The organism is Acidithrix sp. C25, assembly GCF_904848545.2.
This window is the reverse complement of sequence record NZ_CAJHCI020000008.1, coordinates 139,602-158,953: the sequence shown is the minus strand read 5'-3', so window position 1 is coordinate 158,953 and position 19,352 is coordinate 139,602. Positions and strand designations below refer to the sequence as shown.

The window sequence follows — 19,352 nt, the reverse complement described above, 5'->3', positions numbered from 1 at the left end:
ATATCCGATGGGGACTCATCCCGATGTCAATGCTTTTCTTATAGGTGTACATCCCTTCAGTCCGCCGCTGCTTTCTCGTGTGAATTCTCCATGTCGTTTCGATATGTTGCCGAGAAGATCGAGTCGGATAACCAGCGCCGGAATGACTCATTGTCACTGAATTGCTTGAACAATTCGGTATCATCTTTCAAGAACGCATTCATTACACGGCCTAGCGCCTTATCGTGTTCGATCCGAGCATTTCCCTTGTCGCTGTTGCGCTGTGCGTTCTGGTATCTCTTATCAGCCGCAACCTGGGCCGGGATGTCTTCGGCGATTTGGCGCTGCACCCTATCGGAGTTAATCCAATCAATATTTCCGAATTGATCATTGAAGGCCTTCAGGATGTTTGATAGTCGTTCGAGTTCAGGTTCAGGCTTGTGGCCGCCACCAGAAGTAGGGACCGGTCCGATTCCCCCATCCTCGTCGGCGAGAGCAATGCGCATGGCGGCCATCTTCTCGACTCGGTAGCTATCCATATCGATGGTTTCAAGGATGCCTCGCGAGAGGTCTTCTTCTATCGGTGCTGGAAGCTTGGGGATTAGGAAATTGAGGAAGATCGAGAGTTTCTCCCATTCGGCGTTCGAGTATGGGAGAACAGAAGCAAGGAATCCATAGGTACGAGTAAAGGCCTTTGCCTTACCTTTGAAATCCACCTGCCCGTCTTCGTCGAGATTGTCTTTGTACGCAGCAACACAAGCATCAAGAATTGGGTCGAGCTGATCTCTATCGGCATTTCCAAGATACAGCTTAACGAAGTTGGTAATCTGGCTGTCGTCGTAGACCTCGTAGCCGTCCAGCTCACTTTTTAGATCGTGTAGCTTGTTGGGATCCGTCTCTTCGGCAAGTACTGTCGTGCGGTAGTAAGGAGCGAACGACTTCTCGATCACATCCGTGTTGTTCATAAAGTCCAGTACTGCCACATCGTGTTTTTGAGGATGGGCACGATTCAGCCGAGACAGAGTCTGAACGGCTTTGACGCCAGAGAGAGGCTTGTCGACGTACATCGTGTGCAGAAGAGGCTCGTCGTAACCTGTTTGGAACTTGTCGGCGCACACCAAGAACCGGTAGGGTTCCTCTTGGATCTGGTCAGGAATCTCCCTGCTCGAAAAGCCATTGAGTGAAGCTTCCGAAACAACCTGACCGTGGTATTCAGGCTCACCTGAGAATGCGACGATAGCGCGATAGGGACTCTTGCATTCGATTAGGTACTGGGTAATGGCGTAGTAGTATTGGATCGCCCGCTCAATGGAGCCTGTGACAACCATAGCCCGGGCCTGACCGCCAATCTTCTTAAGACCGATCACCTGTTGAAGAAAATGGTCAACCATGATCTCAGCCTTGAGACCGATAGCGTGGTCGTTGCTCTCAACGTAATGGCGAAGTTTCTTTGACGCTCTTCTGATATCGAATTCCGGGTCGGCCTCGACTGTCTTTACTAATTTGTAGTAGCTGTTGACTGGCATGTAATTCTTGAGTACATCAAGGATGAAACCTTCCTGGATGGCTTGTTTCATCGTGTAGCTGTGGAATGGATGATGGGTAATATTCCCACCTTCATGAACCGGCTCACCGAAGATCTGCAGGGTCTTGTTCTTCGGGGTCGCCGTGAAGGCAAAGTAGCTGGCATTGGGCAGCATCTTTCGAGCTTCCATGATCCGGTTGATGGCATCCTCGGGTGATTCATCGTCATCTTTGGCTCCTACCTCTGATAACGCAGTACTCATGGCCGCCGTTGTGCGACCTCCCTGACTGGAGTGCGCCTCATCGATCAGAATGGCGAATTTGCGATTTCGATGCTCGCTTCCGATGTCTTGTACGATGAATGGAAACTTCTGCACCGTCGTGATGATTATCTTTTTGCCACCCTGGATGAATGTGCGTAGATCGCCGGAGCGTTCCGCGTGGCCTACCGTCGCCCCTACCTGGGCGAACTGCTTGATGGTATCTTTGATCTGTTGATCAAGGATACGTCGGTCGGTGACGACGATGATTGAGTCGAATACCTCAGCATCATCTTTTTTGAGCCCGATCAATTGGTGGGCAAGCCACGCGATGGAATTCGACTTGCCGCTACCCGCTGAGTGCTGAATAAGATACCTCCGACCCGCTCCATGCTCAGAAACGTCGGCGAGCAGTTTGCGCACGACATCAAGTTGGTGATAGCGAGGAAATATTTGCGTAGAAGACTTCTTTTTCGTCTTGGGGTTCGTCTCAATAACAACTTGTGCGTAGTTCTCCAATATATCGGTCAGCCCTTGAGGCGAGAGAATGTGTTTCCAGAGGTAGTCGGTCTTTAGTCCGTCAGGATTGGGCGGGTTGCCTGCTCCATCTTGATATCCCTTATCAAAAGGCAGGAACCAGGACGCCTTGCCCTTTAGGTGAGTGCAGAAGCGAACTGACTGATCATCAATTGCAAAGTGGGCTATGCAGCGCCCAAAGCCGAAAAGCAATTCCCTTGGGTCTCGATCTCGCTTATATTGCTCGACGGCATCTTCGACCGTCTGTTTAGTGAGGTTGTTCTTTAGTTCGAATGTGGCGACGGGCAGACCGTTCAGAAATATAGCCAGATCCAATGCGAGCTGGGTTTCGTCACGGCTGTAACGGAGTTGACGAGTGACGCTGAAACGGTTGGCCTCGTACTGAGTTTTAGCCTTATCGTTTCCGGGCGAGGGTGAGCCGTAGAACAATGTAATCTCGTGGGGACCGTGCTTGATGCCATGGCGCAGCACATCTATGATTCCACGCTTGGCGATTTCTCCTTGCAAGCGGGCAAGAAACTTGCGCCGCATAGGGCTATCCGCTTCGAGATCGAGCGCCTCAGATATTTCCGCCTGAGTGTCATTTAGGAAGGCAGTCAGTTGGGCTAGATCTACGCAGTACTCTCGGTCATAGTCAGATGCTTCGCCCTCCATCCATCCGCCGTTCGTGCTCGTCATGTCATGGACGATGAGAGATTCAAGACCGCCTTCGCTAGTGTCGGTGGTCATGCCTCAACCTCCTCCAGCTCCGTATTGAGGTCATCATCGCTACCTTCAAATTCATCGTCAACCATCGGAGTATTCTCCTCGTCAAGCAGCTCCGACTCAATCTGCTCGTCAGGTAATCTCGCTGCAGCTTCACGTATGTCCAGCTTGCCGGTGACCACGTCGGCAATGAGACGAGTTCGGTATTGGCTTAAGAGCACGATTTGGCGATGTAAACGTTCAGCTGTGTCGTTGATCTCGTGTAACTCTTGATTAATGCTTGCGACGATATCTCGTTGTTCCGCGACGGGCGGAATCGGTATGTACCAGCTTGCCAAAAACTCAGTTGGAACTCGCTGCTGGCCAGCAGACCCACGCATATTGAAAGCACCGTGCGCACGAAAGGCCTGCTCTCGCGTCAAATAGTACAGATACCAAGGTAGTATTCTTGCAAAAGGCCTGAGTACGTGAAACTCGGTTGACCCGAATGCGACGCGATTCGCTAGTCCAGCGCAGACAGCGCCCTTTCCATTTTCGAAGCAAGGGGTAATCTTTGCAACAATCACATCACCATCGCGCATGTAGGTAAAACCAGGGTTTACGGAACCTAGTTCAGAGGTCCTCGAGCTATCGATTTGGCCCCATTCGCTAACATTCTCCATCGGTAAGACCGTAACCACTGTATTACTGGCAAGTTCATCTAGTTCAGTCCTTGACGGATTCATTTTTGCAAGATACTTGAGTCGCTCTACCTTCCAATGCTCGGGTACATCGCCCAGCCACTCCACACCGGAAGGCTTGAGACGGACATCGGAATCAAGACCACGGGTTATCGCTCGATGTATGATTGCTTGCTTCTGCTCCTCCAGCAGTTTGATCAGCTTCTGCTTTGCGCCTATATAGCGCCGAATCCGTCGGTCCATATAGTTGAGGAACTTTACGATCACCGCTTGTTCGTCTAGAGGCGGGAGAGGAATTTGCACATATCGCAAAAAAGGCCAGAAGATTTGACGTTGGATATCACCCACACCCTTCGAGGCGATCACAAACTGGTCAACGATCGCAGGGCAACGTACTAGGTAATTCGCAAATTCGGAATCGATCCCACACGGCAACTCAAGAACTATGTATGCAGGACTAATAATACCATGATGGCAAGATACACCAACTGAGCCCCGCCATGCCTGCTGATTATTAAGTACCAAGTCGCCAGCATGAACCACTTGGTAATTAGTCAAATCCAAGCTCGGAGCATGGACTTGGCCCCCACCTTCTTCATAACGAATCACGCCGCGGTTTAAGAATACAGAAAGTAGCTGGAGTGCACCGAGTGTTCTCTCGTTCCTAAGTTTGCTGATCGTCCAGAGAGCATGCGTTTTCCAATGCTCGGGTACATCGCCAAGCCACAGTGAACCCGATTCCTTGTATGTTGGATACGCCGTTAATGTGGCTTTCATTGGTCACCCCCGTTGCCTAGCTGCTTCTCAAGCGCTTGACGAACAAGTCCCATTACATAAGGCAGTTCCTCCAAAGAGGCAAAGCCAACCTCGACATCTCCGTTGCCCCAACGTCCGAGGAGTGTCACGTCTCTGCACATGGCACGTGGATCGTCAATTTCTACGTACCCAATGTTTAGTGACAGCCGTAGTCGCTTAGATTGCGGCACCACATCCACGAAGTTGGTCTCCGCCTTGTAGGCGACATAGAGCTTTAAAAACTCCTCAGTAACGCAAGGGTCGAGAGCGAGCACCTCTCGGCGAAGAGCCTCGAACAGCTCGCGTACGGGACTACTGAGAAGATATGGATGGTCGGCAAGACGGTAGCCACTGATCTGGGTTTTTCCCTGGTATGTCTGCAGAATACTTGCGGAAAGCGTTGGAGACTTCCAGACGTCGATCGCCAAATCAGCAAGCGTGCTCGCCCGCTCCTTGATTGTGTCCTCATTCCACTGCTCAAGTTTGCCGAGGCCCGCATTAAGCCTGATGGGACTCTCGGCGAAGCCACCCTTCATGTCGCGCTTTTCAATGAAGGCTCGATCGCCGTATTCTGAGTTGTAGCCCGTGAGGGTTAGATTCCCAAGCGTGTGAAGCCAGGTCTGCTGAATTGTCTTCCAATTTGGGCCGAGAGCTTCCTTCCAGGCAGAAGACAAGTTCTCGTTCTGAGGCATGATGTGCTCAATGGTGTATTCGTCTACCTGCACCCATTCCTTGTGGCCGTAGTTCTCAAGACGCCGAAGCCAGTAGCTACGGCTTCGGAAGTTATACAGGTCGCGGGTCTGTAGGTCGCGGTGGAATTCTTCGTCACTTGGAAATCGGCGGTATGAGGGAAGTCCAAGGAAGTGTGCCTTGATACTTTCGAGATATCGATCCTTCTTGAGAGCCTTGGTGAAAGTTGCAAAGGTCTTATTAAGTGAATTAGTAGGAATGGCACAAATGGCACGCCGAAAGACATACGCCTCTACTAGACGGACAGCTTCAGCGAGATCATCCTTTGCCAAAATACCCGCACGGTAATCCCGGTACAGTTCCAATAGGAACGGATACGCAACATCCACCTTCAGTTCACGAAGATCTCGGAATGATCTCTTCAGATCTGTGTCGGTCTCGGCACCAAGGGCCATAGCGCAAAAATACTGCGCAAATTCGCGAATGTCGCCCACCAAAGCCTCGATGCCCAACTCGGCTAGCTGTGGTGAACGGGCATAAGACTTGAATGCTTCGTAGACTTCGTCCTGCTTGGGAATTGTTCCGGTCTTCACCGTCAGATAATGCCGCATGAAGCCATCGAAATGCGTATCGTAAGCTTCCTGTCCAAAATCAAGTTCGATGGGATGCCAGAATCGATCGTACAGTTTTGTCTGCAACTGGGGCTCGATGCCCATCAAGAGAAAGTTGCGGATCAAGTCCGCTTGGCTTAGTTCACGGCCTGTCGAGTTCATGCTCTCGAAGATAAGTTGTGGGTTGTCCTGGCCACGATTGAGTGCAAGGTCAACCACCATTAGCTTGGATATGCCTTTGAACAACGACGTGAGGTCGCTTTTGTGCTCGTCTAGCTTTGCCTCGAAGAACGCAAAGTTCTTCATCACCCTTAGAGACGGCTCTTTGGGCGGTTCGGTACCCTCAACGACCGCGATGAGCGAGTCCCGGTCTGTCTGCGACAATAGCAATTTATAGTGACGATCGCCGGATTCTTCCGGGTTGACTAGGTAGTAGTTACGCAGCTTTTTCGGCGTAAAGTCGTCATCTGACTCATGCTGATGCGGTTTGGCCTTCTCTAAAGCCTTGGCTAGCGCAGCTATGAAAAGGGTTACGGTCGTAAGACGCTGTTGACCATCAATCACCAATACTGGCGAGAAGTTTGCAACCTGGTGAAGATCCCTCTCTATGTACACAATTGAGCCGACGAAGTGAGCAGAAATGTCATCGTTAGCTCCGGTGCGCAATATGTCATCCCAAAGTTGCTGGCATTCACGTTCGGTCCAGGAGTACATGCGCTGGTAGATCGGGATCTGAAGCTGTTCTACATCCTTGAGGAATTTCAGTAGCTGCGCCTCGTTAGCCTTCATCTCGCACTATCCCCGATTATCTCACTTAGCAATCCCTCGGTCTCTTGCTCAAGTGCCAAGATATCGGCGCGAATCTCCTCGAGTGTACGCAAAGGTTGAGGCTTGTAGAAGTGGCGGGTGAAACTGATCTCATAACCAATCTTGACGCTATCGGGTAGATACCATGCATCCGACGCATAGGGCAATACCTCGCGCTTCAGGAATGCCTCGATGCCGCCATCCTCGTTTAGCGGTATCTGTTCGGTATCACGGAGATCAGGATCTGGCTCGTATTCGGCAACACAATGCTTGGAGCCGATAGTGACTTCGAAGAGACCACGCAAGGGATCTGGATTGGTGTCCCTCTTGTGAATCTTTCGGATCACCGGTAAAGCACTGTCGCTGCGCTCAGTACTCTCTTTCAGTGACTTAATTTCCTTGGGGCTATACACACGGTTTGGATCGATGCCAACTAGTCGCAGTGGACGCTCTACGGTGACCTTTGAGTAGCCAAAGGCTTTGTTGGGAAAGATCTTTGACTGTTCAGTTTCCTCAAAATCCAAGAAGGTCTGACAGATGCGGTTGATGTCGTCCTCGGAGAGTTCACAGTTCTTCTTGCCTAAGTTCTTGCGTAGAGGCTTGAACCACTGTGTGGCGTCAATTAGCTGGACCTTACCTCGGCGATGCTCAGGCTTGCGGTTAGTGATCACCCAGATGTAGGTGGCAATGCCAGTGTTATAGAACATGTTGAGAGGCAGCGCGACTATGGCTTCGAGCCAGTCATTTTCGATGATCCATCGTCGAATGTTGCTTTCGCCCTGGCCAGCATCGCCAGTGAACAACGACGAGCCGTTGTGGACTTCTGCGATCCGGCTTCCAAGGGGCGTGGCATGTTTCATCTTTGAGACCATGTTGGCGAGAAAAAGCATCTGGCCATCACTTGAGCGAGTGACCAGTGAGTACTCGGGGTCACCAGCGTGTGCGATGATGAAGCGTTGATCTCGCAAGCCGGATTTGCCACCCATGCGCTCTAGATCGCTCTTCCAGCTCTTTCCATAAGGCGGATTGGAAAGCATGAAGTCGAACTCACGGGAGGGGAATGCATCGTTGGAAAGTGTCGAGAACTCCGGTCCTCCGACTACGTTGTCCGCAGCTTCGCCCTCTCCCTTGAGTAACAGATCCGCCTTGCAGATGGCGTAGGTCTCAGCGTTGATTTCCTGGCCATAGAGATGTGTTGCCACTTCTTTGCCATGTTCGGCGGCTAATTCTTGTAGGGTCTCTTCCGCCACGGTGAGCATGCCACCGGTGCCAAGGGCGCCGTCATATAAGAGATAGGTTCCGGATTCGATCTGGTCGGCAATCGGCAAAAACATGAGACGAGCCATGAGCTTTACGGCGTCTCTCGGGGTCCAGTGCTCGCCTGCCTCTTCGTTATTCTCTTCATTGAAACGACGTACCAGTTCCTCGAAGACCGTTCCCATTCCATGGTTGTCAAGTCCAGGATGTTTTTCAGTCCCGTTGGAGTTCATCACCGGGTATGGACTCAAGTTGATACTCGGGTCGAGGAGCTTCTCCAAAAGGCTCCCCAGTACGTCGGCTTTCGACAGACGTGGAATCTGGTTTCGAAACTCGAACTTGTCAAGTATGTCTTGAATATTTGGTGAGAACCCATCTAAGTAAGCCTCGAAATCAGCTTTTAGTTGTTGCTGATTGGCACGGGCTTTGAGATCACGCATGGTGAATTTTGATGTGTTATAAAAGGCTTGTTCCGATGCTTGGCGCAGTGCTGAATCCTGGTTGGTAATGCCAGCTTTGTCAAGCGAGGACTTCATGTCGAGGACCGCTTGTTTGGTCGGCTCTAATACGGCGTCAATTCGACGCAGTACCGTCATAGGCAAGATTACATCACGATATTTGCCTCGGACATAGAGATCCCGAAGTAGATCATCTGCAATGCCCCAAATGAGACTAACGATCTGGTTGTGCTGTTCGCCGTTCACTGGGCAATCTCCGTGCACGATTGATGGTTGGTGTTCGACCCATATTCTGAGGGAACATGTGGCCACAATCCCTCCATCTCGAACAACGTTATAGCCCGCAAACTGTGTAATGTGATTGGTCGATGGGCATTCTTGCCAAGAATGGAGATCTTATTCAGATATGCCATCCTCGTGAATTTGGAATATCGGTTGTTATCCGTGGAAGTCATTGCAGGATTATTTATCATACTTACCTTCGATTATATAACATTGTTCGAAAAATAGCTGGTAAACGAACTATAGCGACTCAGTGTTACATGTACCTTCTCAACTGGTGATACCTGCAGGGCGGTACGCTCAGATTGATTTCCAATTTCCAAGCAACTGGATAGCCTGCTCCCGCTTAGTTCGGTTGAGCGGCGCCGCATTGGCTTGAAGTGCTCGCTCAAGTGCAGCCCGTGATTCGTCGTCCAACCCGTGTTGTTTTAGACACAAAGCCCGCCAGAAATGCAACCACCCGCTGCCGGAACGACTGCTTCTGCTATTGAAAATTCCCGAAGTGCTGCGTCTAAATCACCCCAGGTCTTCAAGAAAGGTGGAGTTGCTACATTGCACTGGTTGCGTTCAACTGTCATAATGTCTATTATTTGTGTCAATTTCTTGTACTTGTGGTTGGAAACCTACTTTTAAGTTAGAACCATCTGGCATCGTTGAAGTATTGAGCGAAATCCGTCAAGTCCACTGAGGCAGAGGAGATCAATAGAGCTTCGTGACTTCCACGACGGTCCTAAAACGCTCTGCAATCCGGCATAGTCGATACTTATGACATCAATACCAGCGTCCTTTAGAGTACTCTCTTTGAGATAATTTCGCCCTCCTGTACCACAGATGTAGGCGTTTCCCCGAACCGACTTTGTGATGCGTGCAAGACGTTCAGATCGTTCGCACTGTGGCTGAGTTGCATTAGCAATCACAGTGCCTGGCCAATCCATCAATTCAAGCATGAAGTTCATAGAAATTTGATTGGCCTCGACGAGATCATTTGACACAATGGCTTTGCACACATTTAGAACACAGTTAGTTGCAATATCCCACCCTGGGGTCAATCCATAATGGTAACGAAGCGTGTCGAAGAGATGCTGTGCACACATTTGTGGTTTTACGATTTGGACATCTGTAAGTAAAGTCTTCTGCCCATTTGTCAGATGCACTGGCACCGTCAACCATCGAATTTGTTCGTGATCAAGCCGGTCAGAGATTCTAAAGCGATGTTGATAGTCACGCTGTGTGAATTGCACCTCTGTAAGCGGCACGTAGATGTTGCTGAGTAGAATCTTTGTGAGCGTCGTAACGCGAGGGAATAGATTCGGTTGATGGATAGAAACAAGTTGTCGTAAATCAAGGAAAGGATCAGTCACTGTCTACCAAAAGCCGTGACGTATATCCTCTGCGGACTAGGAAATCATAAGCAGATTTCACCTCAGCTGATAACGACTCTTTGAGAGCGAATCCCTTTATCCCGTAGATTTCGATTCGTTGAGTATCGCCGACCAGCATGCTCAAGACCAAGTCCTCAGAGCCAATTGAACATATGTACTCCTCGAGCGTCATTGATTCAGAAGCACATGTCACGGTGACTTCGGGCCATACTTTGCCGCAGGTTAAATAAGCTCGGCGCTGCATGTACGGTTTGCAGACAACCAAAATTGAAGAAGGAGAAAGCCCCTCATCTTGAAGTAAGCCCCGTGATTTAGTGAAGTTCTCACTGGTATTAGTCGCCGTGGGCTCAACTATCAGTGCAGATTCAGGCACGCCTTGTCCAATTGCGTATTGGGCGAAGGACGCCGCCTCGCCGTCTGGAAAACGGTCCTTCGTGGTTGGACTATTTGCTCCGGTAAAAAGAAGGACTGGAAAGTATCCTTCAAAGTACAATTTAGCTGCTCTTTGCGCTACGCCTAAATCGTGTGAACCAAGACCAATTCCCACATCGGACTTTTGCGCATCTTGATCTATCTGGTGATAGTCCCAGAGAATACGAGCAGCATTCAATTCTTCATCAATCATTTTGATTCCTCTAATTCAAGTGTACGACAAAGTGCTTCAATCGACGAAAGTTGGTGCTCAAGATTATTTGTTCGTGCGAGCATGCGTGCGTTCTCGAACAACGTTTCCGAGACTGATCGCTCACCGCACATCCAGAGAACATGAGCTTTAGCGATCATAAAGCGAACGTGAGTAAGCGGTGTATTTGTATCGGAGAACTCCTCGGCGAATTCCATCGCACCGCTGGCAAGATGAGGATGTCGAGTCTTAAGGTGAGCCAGTGCCAGTTTCTGATATGCATTACCGAGCATTCGATGATCGCCTGCGTCGACGAAATATGAGATTGATCTATAAATTGGAGGGAGAGCAGACTCGCCATCGCCCTGTTTCGCCAGCACGGTGCCCGTCCACAGGCGTGCTCGTTCTCGGTCAAAGTCGAGCACCGGCTCATCAATTGACAGAGTAAGCCGTTGATAGCTCCGATGGGCTACTACCAGGTGGCCAGCCATCTCTTGGCAAACCGCGATCATCAACTCATTCGAGTTTGCTCTAGGCAAGCGACCAAGCTGGAGGTTCAGCTCCTGTGCTTCGCGGTATCTATGCCGAGCTCCATTCGGTCCGTCCAGATTACCTCGATCACGTTGGGCATCCCCCGCAAGTTCAAACGAGCGAGCCAAAAGAGTGGTCGCCGCCGGCCCGTTGAGGTGCTCTCGCCGAAATGCGATAGACAGTCGCGGTGTCAGTAGACGATCGGCGTCGGCAAAAGCCTGCTGTGCAATGGAACTCCCCGCACGTTCGAGATCGTACTCCCAGTTTTCAAGGCCCTCTTCATAATGTAAGTCGTTTCCTACTCTATGCACTGGTCGCTCGTCTGCAAGTTGCTTTAGAGTCAAGAACAGCTGATGATCAAGAACTTTCTCAATATCGCGATAGAAGGTGTCGGCGCCCCGGTACATACCGTCCCACGCAGCACTCGCTAATCTGCGTCTCGCATTTAACCCAACTGTTTGATACCCCTCAATCCCAAATAGCTCGCGAATAGCTTCCGCAAAATGCTGTTCTGTCGGTAGCGACTGAAGAACCAACTCGAATACATCTCGAGTGAAATCATGTCGACTAGCAAAATCGCGAGGAAACGGTCGACAGGCAATCGAGCTCATCATCGCAACGAGACATGAATACCGCTCTGGACGCTCAGCCACATCGGAAACTGTCGCCTTGCGTAGGCGAGCAATCTCGTTCATCACATCAAGGTCTGAATTCATCACCCCGGAAATCTCCCGAAAATTCATTAGATGTTCCGATTTCTTTCAATAAGCATAGGCACAGCACGAGAACGGTTCTCATTGCTAGTAAAAAAGATAGGGAACGAGTCCGCTGATGATCCATACGATTATTACTTCACTTCGCCAGCTACCACCAAAATCAATGTCTTCACTTAAGCGTGTAGCAATGATACTCAGCGTTGGCGAGGATTCATGACTTGCCATCCTTGTCAAAACCATATTGCAAGCTGCGACCACTGCGTCCGTTGCGATGTGCTTGGTGAGTGCTGCATGACGAACCCTACTGGTGTCGACACCGCGACGCACTACGCCGCGAACCTGCAACAGGATCTCGACATTATCCGCCAAGCTATCGCCACAGACCAAGTCAATCGGCCAACTTTTTCAAAGCTAGTACTGACCGGAATTACCGTCTTCCCCATTCGCTATGCCCCCGAAGCAATCAAACCAAGCCCGGTGTACGAAGTGCCCAAAACACTGAGTCAGCTAACACCGCCTGCCTTACCCGCTGGATCGCCTGCAAACACCAATTTCTTTAACCCATATACCAACCGAAAGGAGCAACATTATGTCAACACTCATTCCCGCAAGTCGTAGCAACGGGCTTGCTCAGCTAAAAACGATAAAGGCTACTAGAGCGCAGTACCGAGCAGAAGTGACGGTTTTCCGGCACAGTCTTGAGACGGCAGTTATGACAGAACTTGACCGCCAAGATAGCCAGGCCATCGCCGATGTCATGACTACCGCTACCGAAGAGGAGTTGCGATTTCTTGACTACGGCCTGGCCCTTTCAGGCAACAGTGTCGCTAAGACCGAGTTAGTAGCCCGCAAGGTCAACCTGATGTCAAACATTAACAACCAGCGAATCGCCCGCCGGTTCGGGCGGTGATGGCCATGTACGAAAGCGTCATCACGGTCGTTGCCGCCACGATATGTGGCGGCTTGGCTGGCGGAATTGCCGGTCGGTTCCGTCGCCGCACAGTTGATCGACAGCCTATCGATCAGACAATTCCCAGTTTTGATCCAGCTACCGACGCTTGGATTGACCAGGCCGCCAAACAATGGGCTACCGCCCACGGGCGTCCTGAAGCCGAAACAGTTATCGCCAACAAGCTACGGCTTGGGACGACTCTGCAAGAGCGACGTCAGCCTCGGCGGTTCCGGTGATAGCGGTGGTGGTACTCATGATTGCCTTGCTAATCGTCGGCCTGTTCTTGCTTACCGGCTTTATCGGCAGATCGCTTTACCAGACAGCAGCTGATGCAACAGTACGTCTCCATGAAGCCCGAACCCGCCTTGCCGTAGCCCAAAGCAAGGCAGAGATTCGGGCGACCTCGGCAAGGCTACGGCGGGAACTTGATAGGGAGATGTGGTGGGCCGAACTGAAGGAGGATTCAGATGACCAACAATAGCAAAGAACTTTCAGATACCGAACTCTTGACTGCCCGGCAACACCTCAGTAGATTCATTCGTTCAGAGGCACGGCGCACAGCAGGCGAACTCGGATTTGGCTGGCGTCCAGCATCCCTAGCTCCGAGTGACCTGGATGCCCTACGGACTGAGTTCCAAGCCTGTCATGCCTCTGGTCTGCCACTGCGGGTTCTACGGGACTTTTCAGATGTCACCATCTATGATCGCCCGGCCACAAACTGGGCCTTCCGCTATGTGCATGACACTCGACATGTCTGGCTCTCGGCCGACTTCTCAACTGAGGCAGAATTGGTGGTGGCTTCTTGTCACTTGGCTAGAGCCAAAGCCGAAGGGCTTAGTCCTGAATCACTGGAATATGCCCTGTTGTTGGCGGACACAGTGAACCAGACATTGTATACAGCTCGTACCCACCGCTTCGTTATTAACCAGCTCCAGTTTGCGCTCGACTGCATCCGGTTTGACTTCGACACGGCACTGGAGCGTGAGGCCAGATGGAGCCTCATGCAAGGAACGGCAATATGACCACACCAGGTTCGTCGGGTTGGCGCAAGTCACTGACAGGTGCCGCCTTCACCCTATTGGTCTCAACTTTCGCTATTTACATGGCCATTCGACTTATCGAGGCAATGCTACCGGTGCTTATCGCAGTGGGCCTGGCAGCAGCCATTGTTTACGTGTTGCGGTTAATTCATCGCCGGAGGCAAGGGTGGTAACTGGAGGCCACTATGAGAACAATGCCAGAGGTGGATGATGTCCAATCGGTGTTGTGGAATTAACAATCATCATTGACTAATGCGTAAAAGCATTATTTACTTATCAGTCCATAGCAATGCGTTTTGGCATCAGGCGAAATGGATCGGTGCGGGCATAACCCATGAAGTCCATCCCATTTGCATTCAAAGCTCTGGGACCAAACGCCCTTGTTTATTAACCCATAACTAACAGAAAAAGGAGGTAACGCTATGAGCAGAACATTTCACAATAATGACGATCATATCAGAGTCCGAGGTGTCAGAAAAGATCCACCTGATCTGCGACGTTTGGCGAGGGCGTTGATTGCCCTGGCTGAAGCTCAAGCCGAAACTGAGGCCGAGGCTGAAGCTCGAGCCGGGATTCAAGCCAAGGCAGAAATCCGGGCAAAGCGTAGCAGAGCTAACCGGACAATCAAACCCGTCAAAGATCAGGACAACACCAGTAACCAGGGTGATGCAGCGTGAAGGCGGGACTCCTTATCTGGTACCGGCTGCGTTGGCCCCGAAATGTCTCAGCCCAGCAGGTTGAACAGGCTTTTCTGCTGCTCAGCGCTACAGCTGGAACCCCAGTTGTAATTGAAACAGTTGGCAGTGCTGACTTCGTGGAGCATCGTCTGGCACTGCCAAGAGACCGGGTCGGAAGCATCGTCCATCAGCTACGCGCTGGTCTGCCTGGACTGGCCGTTGAGACAATAGACCACAATAACAGTGCATTCAATCGGGCGGTAGAACTGCGGTTATCGACCCGCCGCCGACCACTTGGTACCGACGATCCTGAAATTGTCAGTACGGCACTGCTGAGTGCCCTTTCTCACCTTGGTGCCAATGAGCATCTGGTTTTGCAATGGGTACTTGGCCGTCAGCTGTCTTCAAGTCCGGTTCCCAACAAAATCAACGCCTCTCATGAATTCTGGCTGGCTGATGTGGCCGATACCGTTCTTGGTAAATCACAATCAGCTGACAGTGAATTTCGCACTGCCCTGCGTTCCAAGCAAGGCGTCTCGGGTTGGCAAGCTGTCGGGCGAATTGGCGTTATGGCTAAGAGTGAGGCAAGGCAGCGCCAGCTCATTCGCCAGGTTCTCGGAGCACTGCGCACCTCTGAAGCCCCCGGTGTCAGTTTCCGGGCTCGTTCGACCAGTCCTAAACGAATCACGAGTCTTCACCTGCCCTTGTTCATTCCGCTGCGGCTCAATGCACTTGAACTGGCCACGGTGTCTGGTTGGCCAATCGGTGCCACCAGCGATCTTCCGGTTGCCAAGGTTGGCAGTCGAATGCTGGCCCCGACATCGGCGATACCAAAATCGGGACGCATTATTGGCGAAGCGACATTCCCAGGTAGGGAACGACCGTTGGCTATCTCGGCAGCCGACTCGCTGCGCCATTTCCATGTGCTTGGTCCAACCGGATCTGGTAAATCGACGCTGTTGCTCAATCTTGTTGTCCAAGACATGGCAGATGGCAGGGGCGTTGCGGTAATCGAACCCAGAGGCGATCTGATAAAAGATATCTTGAGCCACGTTCCGCCACATCGCGCAGGTGACGTGGTTTTGCTCGATCCAACCGATGACAAACAACCAGTGGGACTCAATCCCTTATCTACCCATGGTCGTTCACCTGAACTGGTAGCCGATCAGTTGCTTGGCGTCTTTCACAACCTCTACGTTGCAAACTGGGGACCAAGGACCCAGGACATTTTGGGCAGTGCCTTATTAACCCTTGCCCGTAATCCCGGCATGACACTTGTGGCTTTGCCGCTGCTTCTAACCAATGCCGGATTTCGCCGCCGAATGGTGGCCAGCCTTGATGATCCGATTGGCCTGGAGCCGTTTTGGGCCTCCTATGAAAACTGGAGCGAAGCTGAGAGAACAACCGCCATCTCGCCGGTTATGAATAAACTCCGTCCATTTTTACTGCGGCCCCAAATTAGGGCCATTATCGGACAAGCTAAGCCCCGATTCGATGTCCGCGATCTATTTACCAAACGAAAAATCCTGCTCGTCAATCTGGCTAAGGGAGAACTGGGACCGGAGACGGCAGCACTGCTTGGCAGTTTGGTAATTGCTCAACTGTGGCAGGCTACCTTGAACCGTTCAACAGTTGCCCCGGAGAAACGGCACCCGGTCTTCATATACGTCGATGAATTTCAAAATTATTTGCGGGCTGCTACTGACTTTGCAGATGCCATGGCTCAAGCTCGGGGATTGGGTGTCGGATTCGTCTTAGCACATCAGTACATGCACCAACTGGATCTGCCAATACGTTCAGCGGTAATGAACAACGCCCAGTCCCGCATTGCCTTTCGACTGCCAAACGAAGATGCCAAATTGATTGCCGCCGGTAGCAACTTGGAACCAGAAGATTTTCAAAGTCTGAGTGCTTATCACTGCTACGTGCAACTGTTGGCCCGAAACTCGGTTCAGCCCTGGTGCAGCGCCCGCACCCTTATGCCAGACAATTCCACGAGCGATCCGGAGCTTATTCGAACTGCATCACGTGATGCCTACGGCATTGACCGAAGTGTTGTCGAGGCCGCAATCCGTGATCTTGCCTATGGACGAAAAACTGAGCCAACAGAGGATCTTGGCCGCCGCAGGCGTAACCGCGGGGATAGCTTATGAGCGGCCTATGGCAGTGTCCGCTCGCTCTACCGGTCGTGTGGTCAACAGGGGTGGGTACTACCTGGCCAGAAGGCATAAATACCTCAACAAGGGCGCGGACTCTATTGCTGCTTCGCTGCACTTTCCCTTTTTTCGCCAAAGGCCGGGGGCCTGAGCCAACGGCGACCAATGAAGGCTATTACTCGACGGACAGAAGTCCCAGAACAATCAATAATCAGATAGCTCCAGGGGGTTGTCTGTCCCTTCGTGTTGCCAAATTCCCACTCACTTACACCTTTCATACTCTCTCTAAAGGCGCGGAATTGGTATGCAACTCAGGGAGGTTTCGATGAGTGATCAACGGACCAGCTCAAAGGGACTGAGGAGATCCCGCCAACAACTCTCGACCCGGGATCTTGAGATAATCAGCCGAGTTTTTGAGTTGCGGCTGATGAGTGGCCGCCAGATCGAAGCTCTTTATTTTTCGGGCGAAGATCACGCCAGTACCTTATCGGCGGCTCGCAGTTGTCGACGAGTTCTGGCCGGACTGACTAGAGACCGGTTGCTGGTGCGACTTGATCGTAGAGTCGGTGGGGTTAGGGCCGGATCGGCCTCGTATATTTACGCCCTTGGTCCGGTTGGCCACCGGATACTTACATCAGGTGGCAATCGTCCCAGGTTTCGGGAACCAACCACCACTTTCGTCGATCACACTCTGGCTGTCTCCCAGGTTGTGGTTGACGTGACCCTAGCCAGCCGTCAAGGTGCGTTCGAGATTCTGAGCTGTCAGAGCGAACCTCGCTGTTGGCGGGAATTTTCCGGACTGGGTGGTCCAATGTTTTTACGGCCTGATCTGTTTCTGGCACTCGGTGTGGGCGACTACGAACAGCGATGGTTCATCGAGATCGACAGGGGCAGTGAACACCTGCCAGCCCTTCTTCGCAAGTGCCGCATCTATGACACCTACTACCGCTCCGGTAAGGAACAGGCGGCTCACGGTCTCCATCCCCAGGTTTGCTGGATTATGCCAGACAACAAACGTGTTGCGCGGTTACAAACAGCCATTGCCCGTGATCATCGATTGACCAAGGAACTATTTGTGACAACCACTTTTGATCAGGGGTTATCGACACTTAGCGGAGGCAGTTCATGAGCGGCCAATCAGGCAGGAATCTGCCCGGCAGCTCTATTATCACCAACACCGTTATAGTAGGTGATGCCCGAAAGCGGCTGGCGGAAATCCCCGAGGCTTCAGTGGATTCTGTTGTTACCTCGCCGCCGTATTTTCAGCTACGGGATTATGGAAGCAAGAATCAGATGGGTCTGGAGCCTGACGTATCGGCCTGGGTCAATGAGCTACGTCTGGTAATGGGTGGACTTTCAAGAGTGCTCAAGCCGACCGGATCGGTCTGGCTGAACCTGGGAGACAGCTTCAGTCGTCACCCGCATTTTGGTGCACCGTCGAAAAGTCTGCTGCTGGGACCGGAGCGGTTGGCACTTGCTCTTATAGAAGACGGCTGGACGATTCGAAACAAGGTTATCTGGGCCAAGACCCGTTCCATGCCAAGCAGCGTTCGGGACCGACTGTCGTGCACCTGGGAAGTGATCTATTTCCTGACCCGTTCCCATCATTACTACTTCGATCTTGACGCCATCCGGATACCGCATCTCACGTCACTCAAACACCCCGCCAAAGCACTAAAGCCCTACCCACCATTATCGGCCAGTCCACCAAATTGGGCCGGACCGCTGGCTGGCAACAACGTTGGACTGGCAAAGCTAAAAGCCCAGGGGTTGAGTGGTCATCCGCTCGGTAAGAATCCCGGGGATGTCTGGACAATGGCATCAGCGAACTTCCGGGGTGAGCATTTCGCCACTTTCCCGCCCCGCCTCGTGGAGCAGCCCCTACTGGCAACCTGTCCGGAAAAGGTCTGTATTCGTTGCGGTAGTCCCTGGCAACGAAATCAAGCCAAGACCGTTGGGCATATCACAGTACCTGGTGATTTGCGTCCATCGTGTAAGTGCCGCAAGGGGTGGCGTCCAGGGGTGGTGCTCGATCCGTTTTTCGGAGCCGGAACTGTTGGTTTGGTGGCTGAAGCACACAGGCGGGATTGGCTTGGTATTGAGCTGAACCCCCGCTTTGCCAAACTGGCCATGGAACGGATAACTGAGGCTCGAATCACCAGGGACCGGATAACTGGGGATAGCGCTGGACAACAAGCAAAGGAGGAGGTTTCATGACGCATGAATGCCTCGTCGGTGAAATGCGGCTTTACGAGGAGATGCCATTCGGGGATCGCCGGTCGCACCAAACCGAGGAGGATATGGTTATGAGCCATGTTGCACTCAAGTACTTCTGCCAGGAGGTGGCACTGTGAAATCACTTGCCATTCGCTTGGAAGAAGATCTACACGCCCAGCTGACAATGATTGCCCAGCTCGAGGAACTTACGATAAGCGACGCTATTCGCCAAGCCATCGAGAGTTTCATCGAGACAAAGCGCGGCAATCCGCAACTGGCTGGACGGGCTGAAGCCGTTCTCGCTGAAATCGAGAGCGATGCCGCCAAACGGCGTGAAGCCATCGTCACCCTATTTGGGGGCGAAAGTGCAGCGCCGGAGTCAGGTAGTCCAACGGGAGCAAAATCCCAACGGTCCAACCGCTCAAAGGAAAATGAGCCAGCTTTGAGCTGAGCACCCATTTCCACCCTGACAGG

Annotated in this window: 20 protein-coding genes; 11 read left to right on the top strand and 9 right to left on the bottom strand. The window is 51.8% G+C overall.

Going from position 1 to position 19,352, the window contains the following annotated elements; all coding sequences use genetic code 11:
• Nucleotides 1-56: 56 nt before the first annotated feature.
• The 9 genes from ACIDITHRIX25_RS85995 to ACIDITHRIX25_RS85955 all read right to left on the bottom strand — a co-directional run bounded on the left by ACIDITHRIX25_RS85995 (nucleotide 57) and on the right by ACIDITHRIX25_RS85955 (nucleotide 12,205).
• Nucleotides 57-3,029, bottom strand: coding sequence for a type I restriction endonuclease subunit R (locus ACIDITHRIX25_RS85995; RefSeq protein ID WP_201733694.1), 2,973 nt, complete (start codon nucleotides 3,027-3,029; stop codon nucleotides 57-59).
• The gene (locus ACIDITHRIX25_RS85990) at nucleotides 3,026-4,462 is read right to left on the bottom strand and encodes a restriction endonuclease subunit S domain-containing protein (protein WP_201733693.1); all 1,437 of its coding nucleotides are present in this window, start codon (nucleotides 4,460-4,462) and stop codon (nucleotides 3,026-3,028) included. The genes ACIDITHRIX25_RS85995 and ACIDITHRIX25_RS85990 overlap by 4 nt, the downstream gene beginning before the upstream one ends.
• Nucleotides 4,459-6,570: a GmrSD restriction endonuclease domain-containing protein gene (locus ACIDITHRIX25_RS85985; protein ID WP_201733692.1), complete on the bottom strand. Its 2,112-nt coding sequence runs from the start codon at nucleotides 6,568-6,570 to the stop codon at nucleotides 4,459-4,461. The genes ACIDITHRIX25_RS85990 and ACIDITHRIX25_RS85985 overlap by 4 nt, the downstream gene beginning before the upstream one ends.
• Nucleotides 6,567-8,549 (bottom strand): type I restriction-modification system subunit M, encoded by a 1,983-nt coding sequence (locus tag ACIDITHRIX25_RS85980; protein ID WP_201733691.1) that lies wholly within the window; start codon nucleotides 8,547-8,549, stop codon nucleotides 6,567-6,569. The genes ACIDITHRIX25_RS85985 and ACIDITHRIX25_RS85980 overlap by 4 nt, the downstream gene beginning before the upstream one ends.
• Nucleotides 8,550-9,013: 464 nt before the next feature.
• The gene (locus ACIDITHRIX25_RS85975) at nucleotides 9,014-9,184 is read right to left on the bottom strand and encodes a hypothetical protein (protein ID WP_201733690.1); all 171 of its coding nucleotides are present in this window, start codon (nucleotides 9,182-9,184) and stop codon (nucleotides 9,014-9,016) included.
• Between the two features lie 30 nt (nucleotides 9,185-9,214).
• Nucleotides 9,215-9,946 carry a WbqC family protein gene (locus ACIDITHRIX25_RS85970; RefSeq protein ID WP_201733689.1) on the bottom strand — a complete coding sequence of 244 codons (732 nt, stop codon included), beginning with the start codon at nucleotides 9,944-9,946 and terminating at the stop codon, nucleotides 9,215-9,217.
• Nucleotides 9,939-10,592 carry a YdcF family protein gene (locus tag ACIDITHRIX25_RS85965; protein ID WP_201733688.1) on the bottom strand — a complete coding sequence of 218 codons (654 nt, stop codon included), beginning with the start codon at nucleotides 10,590-10,592 and terminating at the stop codon, nucleotides 9,939-9,941. The genes ACIDITHRIX25_RS85970 and ACIDITHRIX25_RS85965 overlap by 8 nt, the downstream gene beginning before the upstream one ends.
• On the bottom strand, nucleotides 10,589-11,836 hold the full coding sequence (locus ACIDITHRIX25_RS85960; protein WP_213333502.1) for a hypothetical protein: 1,248 nt from the start codon (nucleotides 11,834-11,836) through the stop codon (nucleotides 10,589-10,591). Before ACIDITHRIX25_RS85960 ends, ACIDITHRIX25_RS85965 begins: the two co-directional genes overlap by 4 nt.
• 84 nt (nucleotides 11,837-11,920) lie before the next feature.
• Nucleotides 11,921-12,205 carry a hypothetical protein gene (locus ACIDITHRIX25_RS85955; protein WP_201733686.1) on the bottom strand — a complete coding sequence of 95 codons (285 nt, stop codon included), beginning with the start codon at nucleotides 12,203-12,205 and terminating at the stop codon, nucleotides 11,921-11,923.
• Nucleotides 12,206-12,425: 220 nt separating this feature from the next.
• Here ACIDITHRIX25_RS85955 and ACIDITHRIX25_RS85950 point away from each other — a divergent pair, with 220 nt between their 5' ends.
• The 11 genes from ACIDITHRIX25_RS85950 (at nucleotide 12,426) to ACIDITHRIX25_RS85900 (ending at nucleotide 19,329) form a co-directional block, all read left to right on the top strand.
• The gene (locus ACIDITHRIX25_RS85950; protein ID WP_201733685.1) at nucleotides 12,426-12,746 is read left to right on the top strand and encodes a hypothetical protein; all 321 of its coding nucleotides are present in this window, start codon (nucleotides 12,426-12,428) and stop codon (nucleotides 12,744-12,746) included.
• A 5-nt stretch (nucleotides 12,747-12,751) separates the two neighbouring features.
• The gene (locus ACIDITHRIX25_RS85945; protein WP_201733684.1) at nucleotides 12,752-13,024 is read left to right on the top strand and encodes a hypothetical protein; all 273 of its coding nucleotides are present in this window, start codon (nucleotides 12,752-12,754) and stop codon (nucleotides 13,022-13,024) included.
• 17 nt (nucleotides 13,025-13,041) lie between these two features.
• A complete protein-coding gene (locus ACIDITHRIX25_RS85940; protein ID WP_201733683.1) occupies nucleotides 13,042-13,269 on the top strand; it encodes a hypothetical protein in 228 nt (75 codons plus the stop codon).
• On the top strand, nucleotides 13,256-13,810 hold the full coding sequence (locus ACIDITHRIX25_RS85935) for a hypothetical protein (RefSeq protein ID WP_201733682.1): 555 nt from the start codon (nucleotides 13,256-13,258) through the stop codon (nucleotides 13,808-13,810). The genes ACIDITHRIX25_RS85940 and ACIDITHRIX25_RS85935 overlap by 14 nt, the downstream gene beginning before the upstream one ends.
• Entirely contained in the window at nucleotides 13,807-14,001 is a 195-nt protein-coding gene (locus tag ACIDITHRIX25_RS85930) for a hypothetical protein (RefSeq protein WP_201733681.1), read from the top strand. The genes ACIDITHRIX25_RS85935 and ACIDITHRIX25_RS85930 overlap by 4 nt, the downstream gene beginning before the upstream one ends.
• A gap of 249 nt (nucleotides 14,002-14,250) precedes the next feature.
• Nucleotides 14,251-14,505, top strand: coding sequence for a hypothetical protein (locus ACIDITHRIX25_RS85925; RefSeq protein ID WP_201733680.1), 255 nt, complete (start codon nucleotides 14,251-14,253; stop codon nucleotides 14,503-14,505).
• Complete coding sequence (locus tag ACIDITHRIX25_RS85920) at nucleotides 14,502-16,658, top strand: type IV secretory system conjugative DNA transfer family protein (protein WP_201733679.1); 2,157 nt, start codon at nucleotides 14,502-14,504, stop codon at nucleotides 16,656-16,658. Before ACIDITHRIX25_RS85925 ends, ACIDITHRIX25_RS85920 begins: the two co-directional genes overlap by 4 nt.
• A gap of 328 nt (nucleotides 16,659-16,986) precedes the next feature.
• Nucleotides 16,987-17,790: a replication-relaxation family protein gene (locus ACIDITHRIX25_RS85915; RefSeq protein WP_201733678.1), complete on the top strand. Its 804-nt coding sequence runs from the start codon at nucleotides 16,987-16,989 to the stop codon at nucleotides 17,788-17,790.
• A complete protein-coding gene (locus ACIDITHRIX25_RS85910; protein WP_201733677.1) occupies nucleotides 17,787-18,878 on the top strand; it encodes a DNA-methyltransferase in 1,092 nt (363 codons plus the stop codon). Before ACIDITHRIX25_RS85915 ends, ACIDITHRIX25_RS85910 begins: the two co-directional genes overlap by 4 nt.
• On the top strand, nucleotides 18,875-19,015 hold the full coding sequence (locus tag ACIDITHRIX25_RS85905) for a hypothetical protein (protein ID WP_201733676.1): 141 nt from the start codon (nucleotides 18,875-18,877) through the stop codon (nucleotides 19,013-19,015). The genes ACIDITHRIX25_RS85910 and ACIDITHRIX25_RS85905 overlap by 4 nt, the downstream gene beginning before the upstream one ends.
• Complete coding sequence (locus ACIDITHRIX25_RS85900) at nucleotides 19,012-19,329, top strand: YlcI/YnfO family protein (protein ID WP_201733675.1); 318 nt, start codon at nucleotides 19,012-19,014, stop codon at nucleotides 19,327-19,329. Before ACIDITHRIX25_RS85905 ends, ACIDITHRIX25_RS85900 begins: the two co-directional genes overlap by 4 nt.
• The last annotated feature ends 23 nt before the right edge of the window (nucleotides 19,330-19,352 follow it).

Coding starts and splice junctions, on each gene's coding strand:
- ACIDITHRIX25_RS85940 (WP_201733683.1), top strand. CDS start 13,042: ATGATTGCCTTGCTAATCGTCGGCCTGTTCTTGCTTACCGGCTTTATC.
- ACIDITHRIX25_RS85965 (WP_201733688.1), bottom strand. CDS start 10,592: ATGATTGATGAAGAATTGAATGCTGCTCGTATTCTCTGGGACTATCAC.
- ACIDITHRIX25_RS85995 (WP_201733694.1), bottom strand. CDS start 3,029: ATGACCACCGACACTAGCGAAGGCGGTCTTGAATCTCTCATCGTCCAT.
- ACIDITHRIX25_RS85990 (WP_201733693.1), bottom strand. CDS start 4,462: ATGAAAGCCACATTAACGGCGTATCCAACATACAAGGAATCGGGTTCA.
- ACIDITHRIX25_RS85905 (WP_201733676.1), top strand. CDS start 18,875: ATGACGCATGAATGCCTCGTCGGTGAAATGCGGCTTTACGAGGAGATG.
- ACIDITHRIX25_RS85925 (WP_201733680.1), top strand. CDS start 14,251: ATGAGCAGAACATTTCACAATAATGACGATCATATCAGAGTCCGAGGT.
- ACIDITHRIX25_RS85935 (WP_201733682.1), top strand. CDS start 13,256: ATGACCAACAATAGCAAAGAACTTTCAGATACCGAACTCTTGACTGCC.
- ACIDITHRIX25_RS85960 (WP_213333502.1), bottom strand. CDS start 11,836: ATGAATTCAGACCTTGATGTGATGAACGAGATTGCTCGCCTACGCAAG.
- ACIDITHRIX25_RS85950 (WP_201733685.1), top strand. CDS start 12,426: ATGTCAACACTCATTCCCGCAAGTCGTAGCAACGGGCTTGCTCAGCTA.
- ACIDITHRIX25_RS85945 (WP_201733684.1), top strand. CDS start 12,752: ATGTACGAAAGCGTCATCACGGTCGTTGCCGCCACGATATGTGGCGGC.
- ACIDITHRIX25_RS85910 (WP_201733677.1), top strand. CDS start 17,787: ATGAGCGGCCAATCAGGCAGGAATCTGCCCGGCAGCTCTATTATCACC.
- ACIDITHRIX25_RS85930 (WP_201733681.1), top strand. CDS start 13,807: ATGACCACACCAGGTTCGTCGGGTTGGCGCAAGTCACTGACAGGTGCC.
- ACIDITHRIX25_RS85915 (WP_201733678.1), top strand. CDS start 16,987: ATGAGTGATCAACGGACCAGCTCAAAGGGACTGAGGAGATCCCGCCAA.
- ACIDITHRIX25_RS85985 (WP_201733692.1), bottom strand. CDS start 6,570: ATGAAGGCTAACGAGGCGCAGCTACTGAAATTCCTCAAGGATGTAGAA.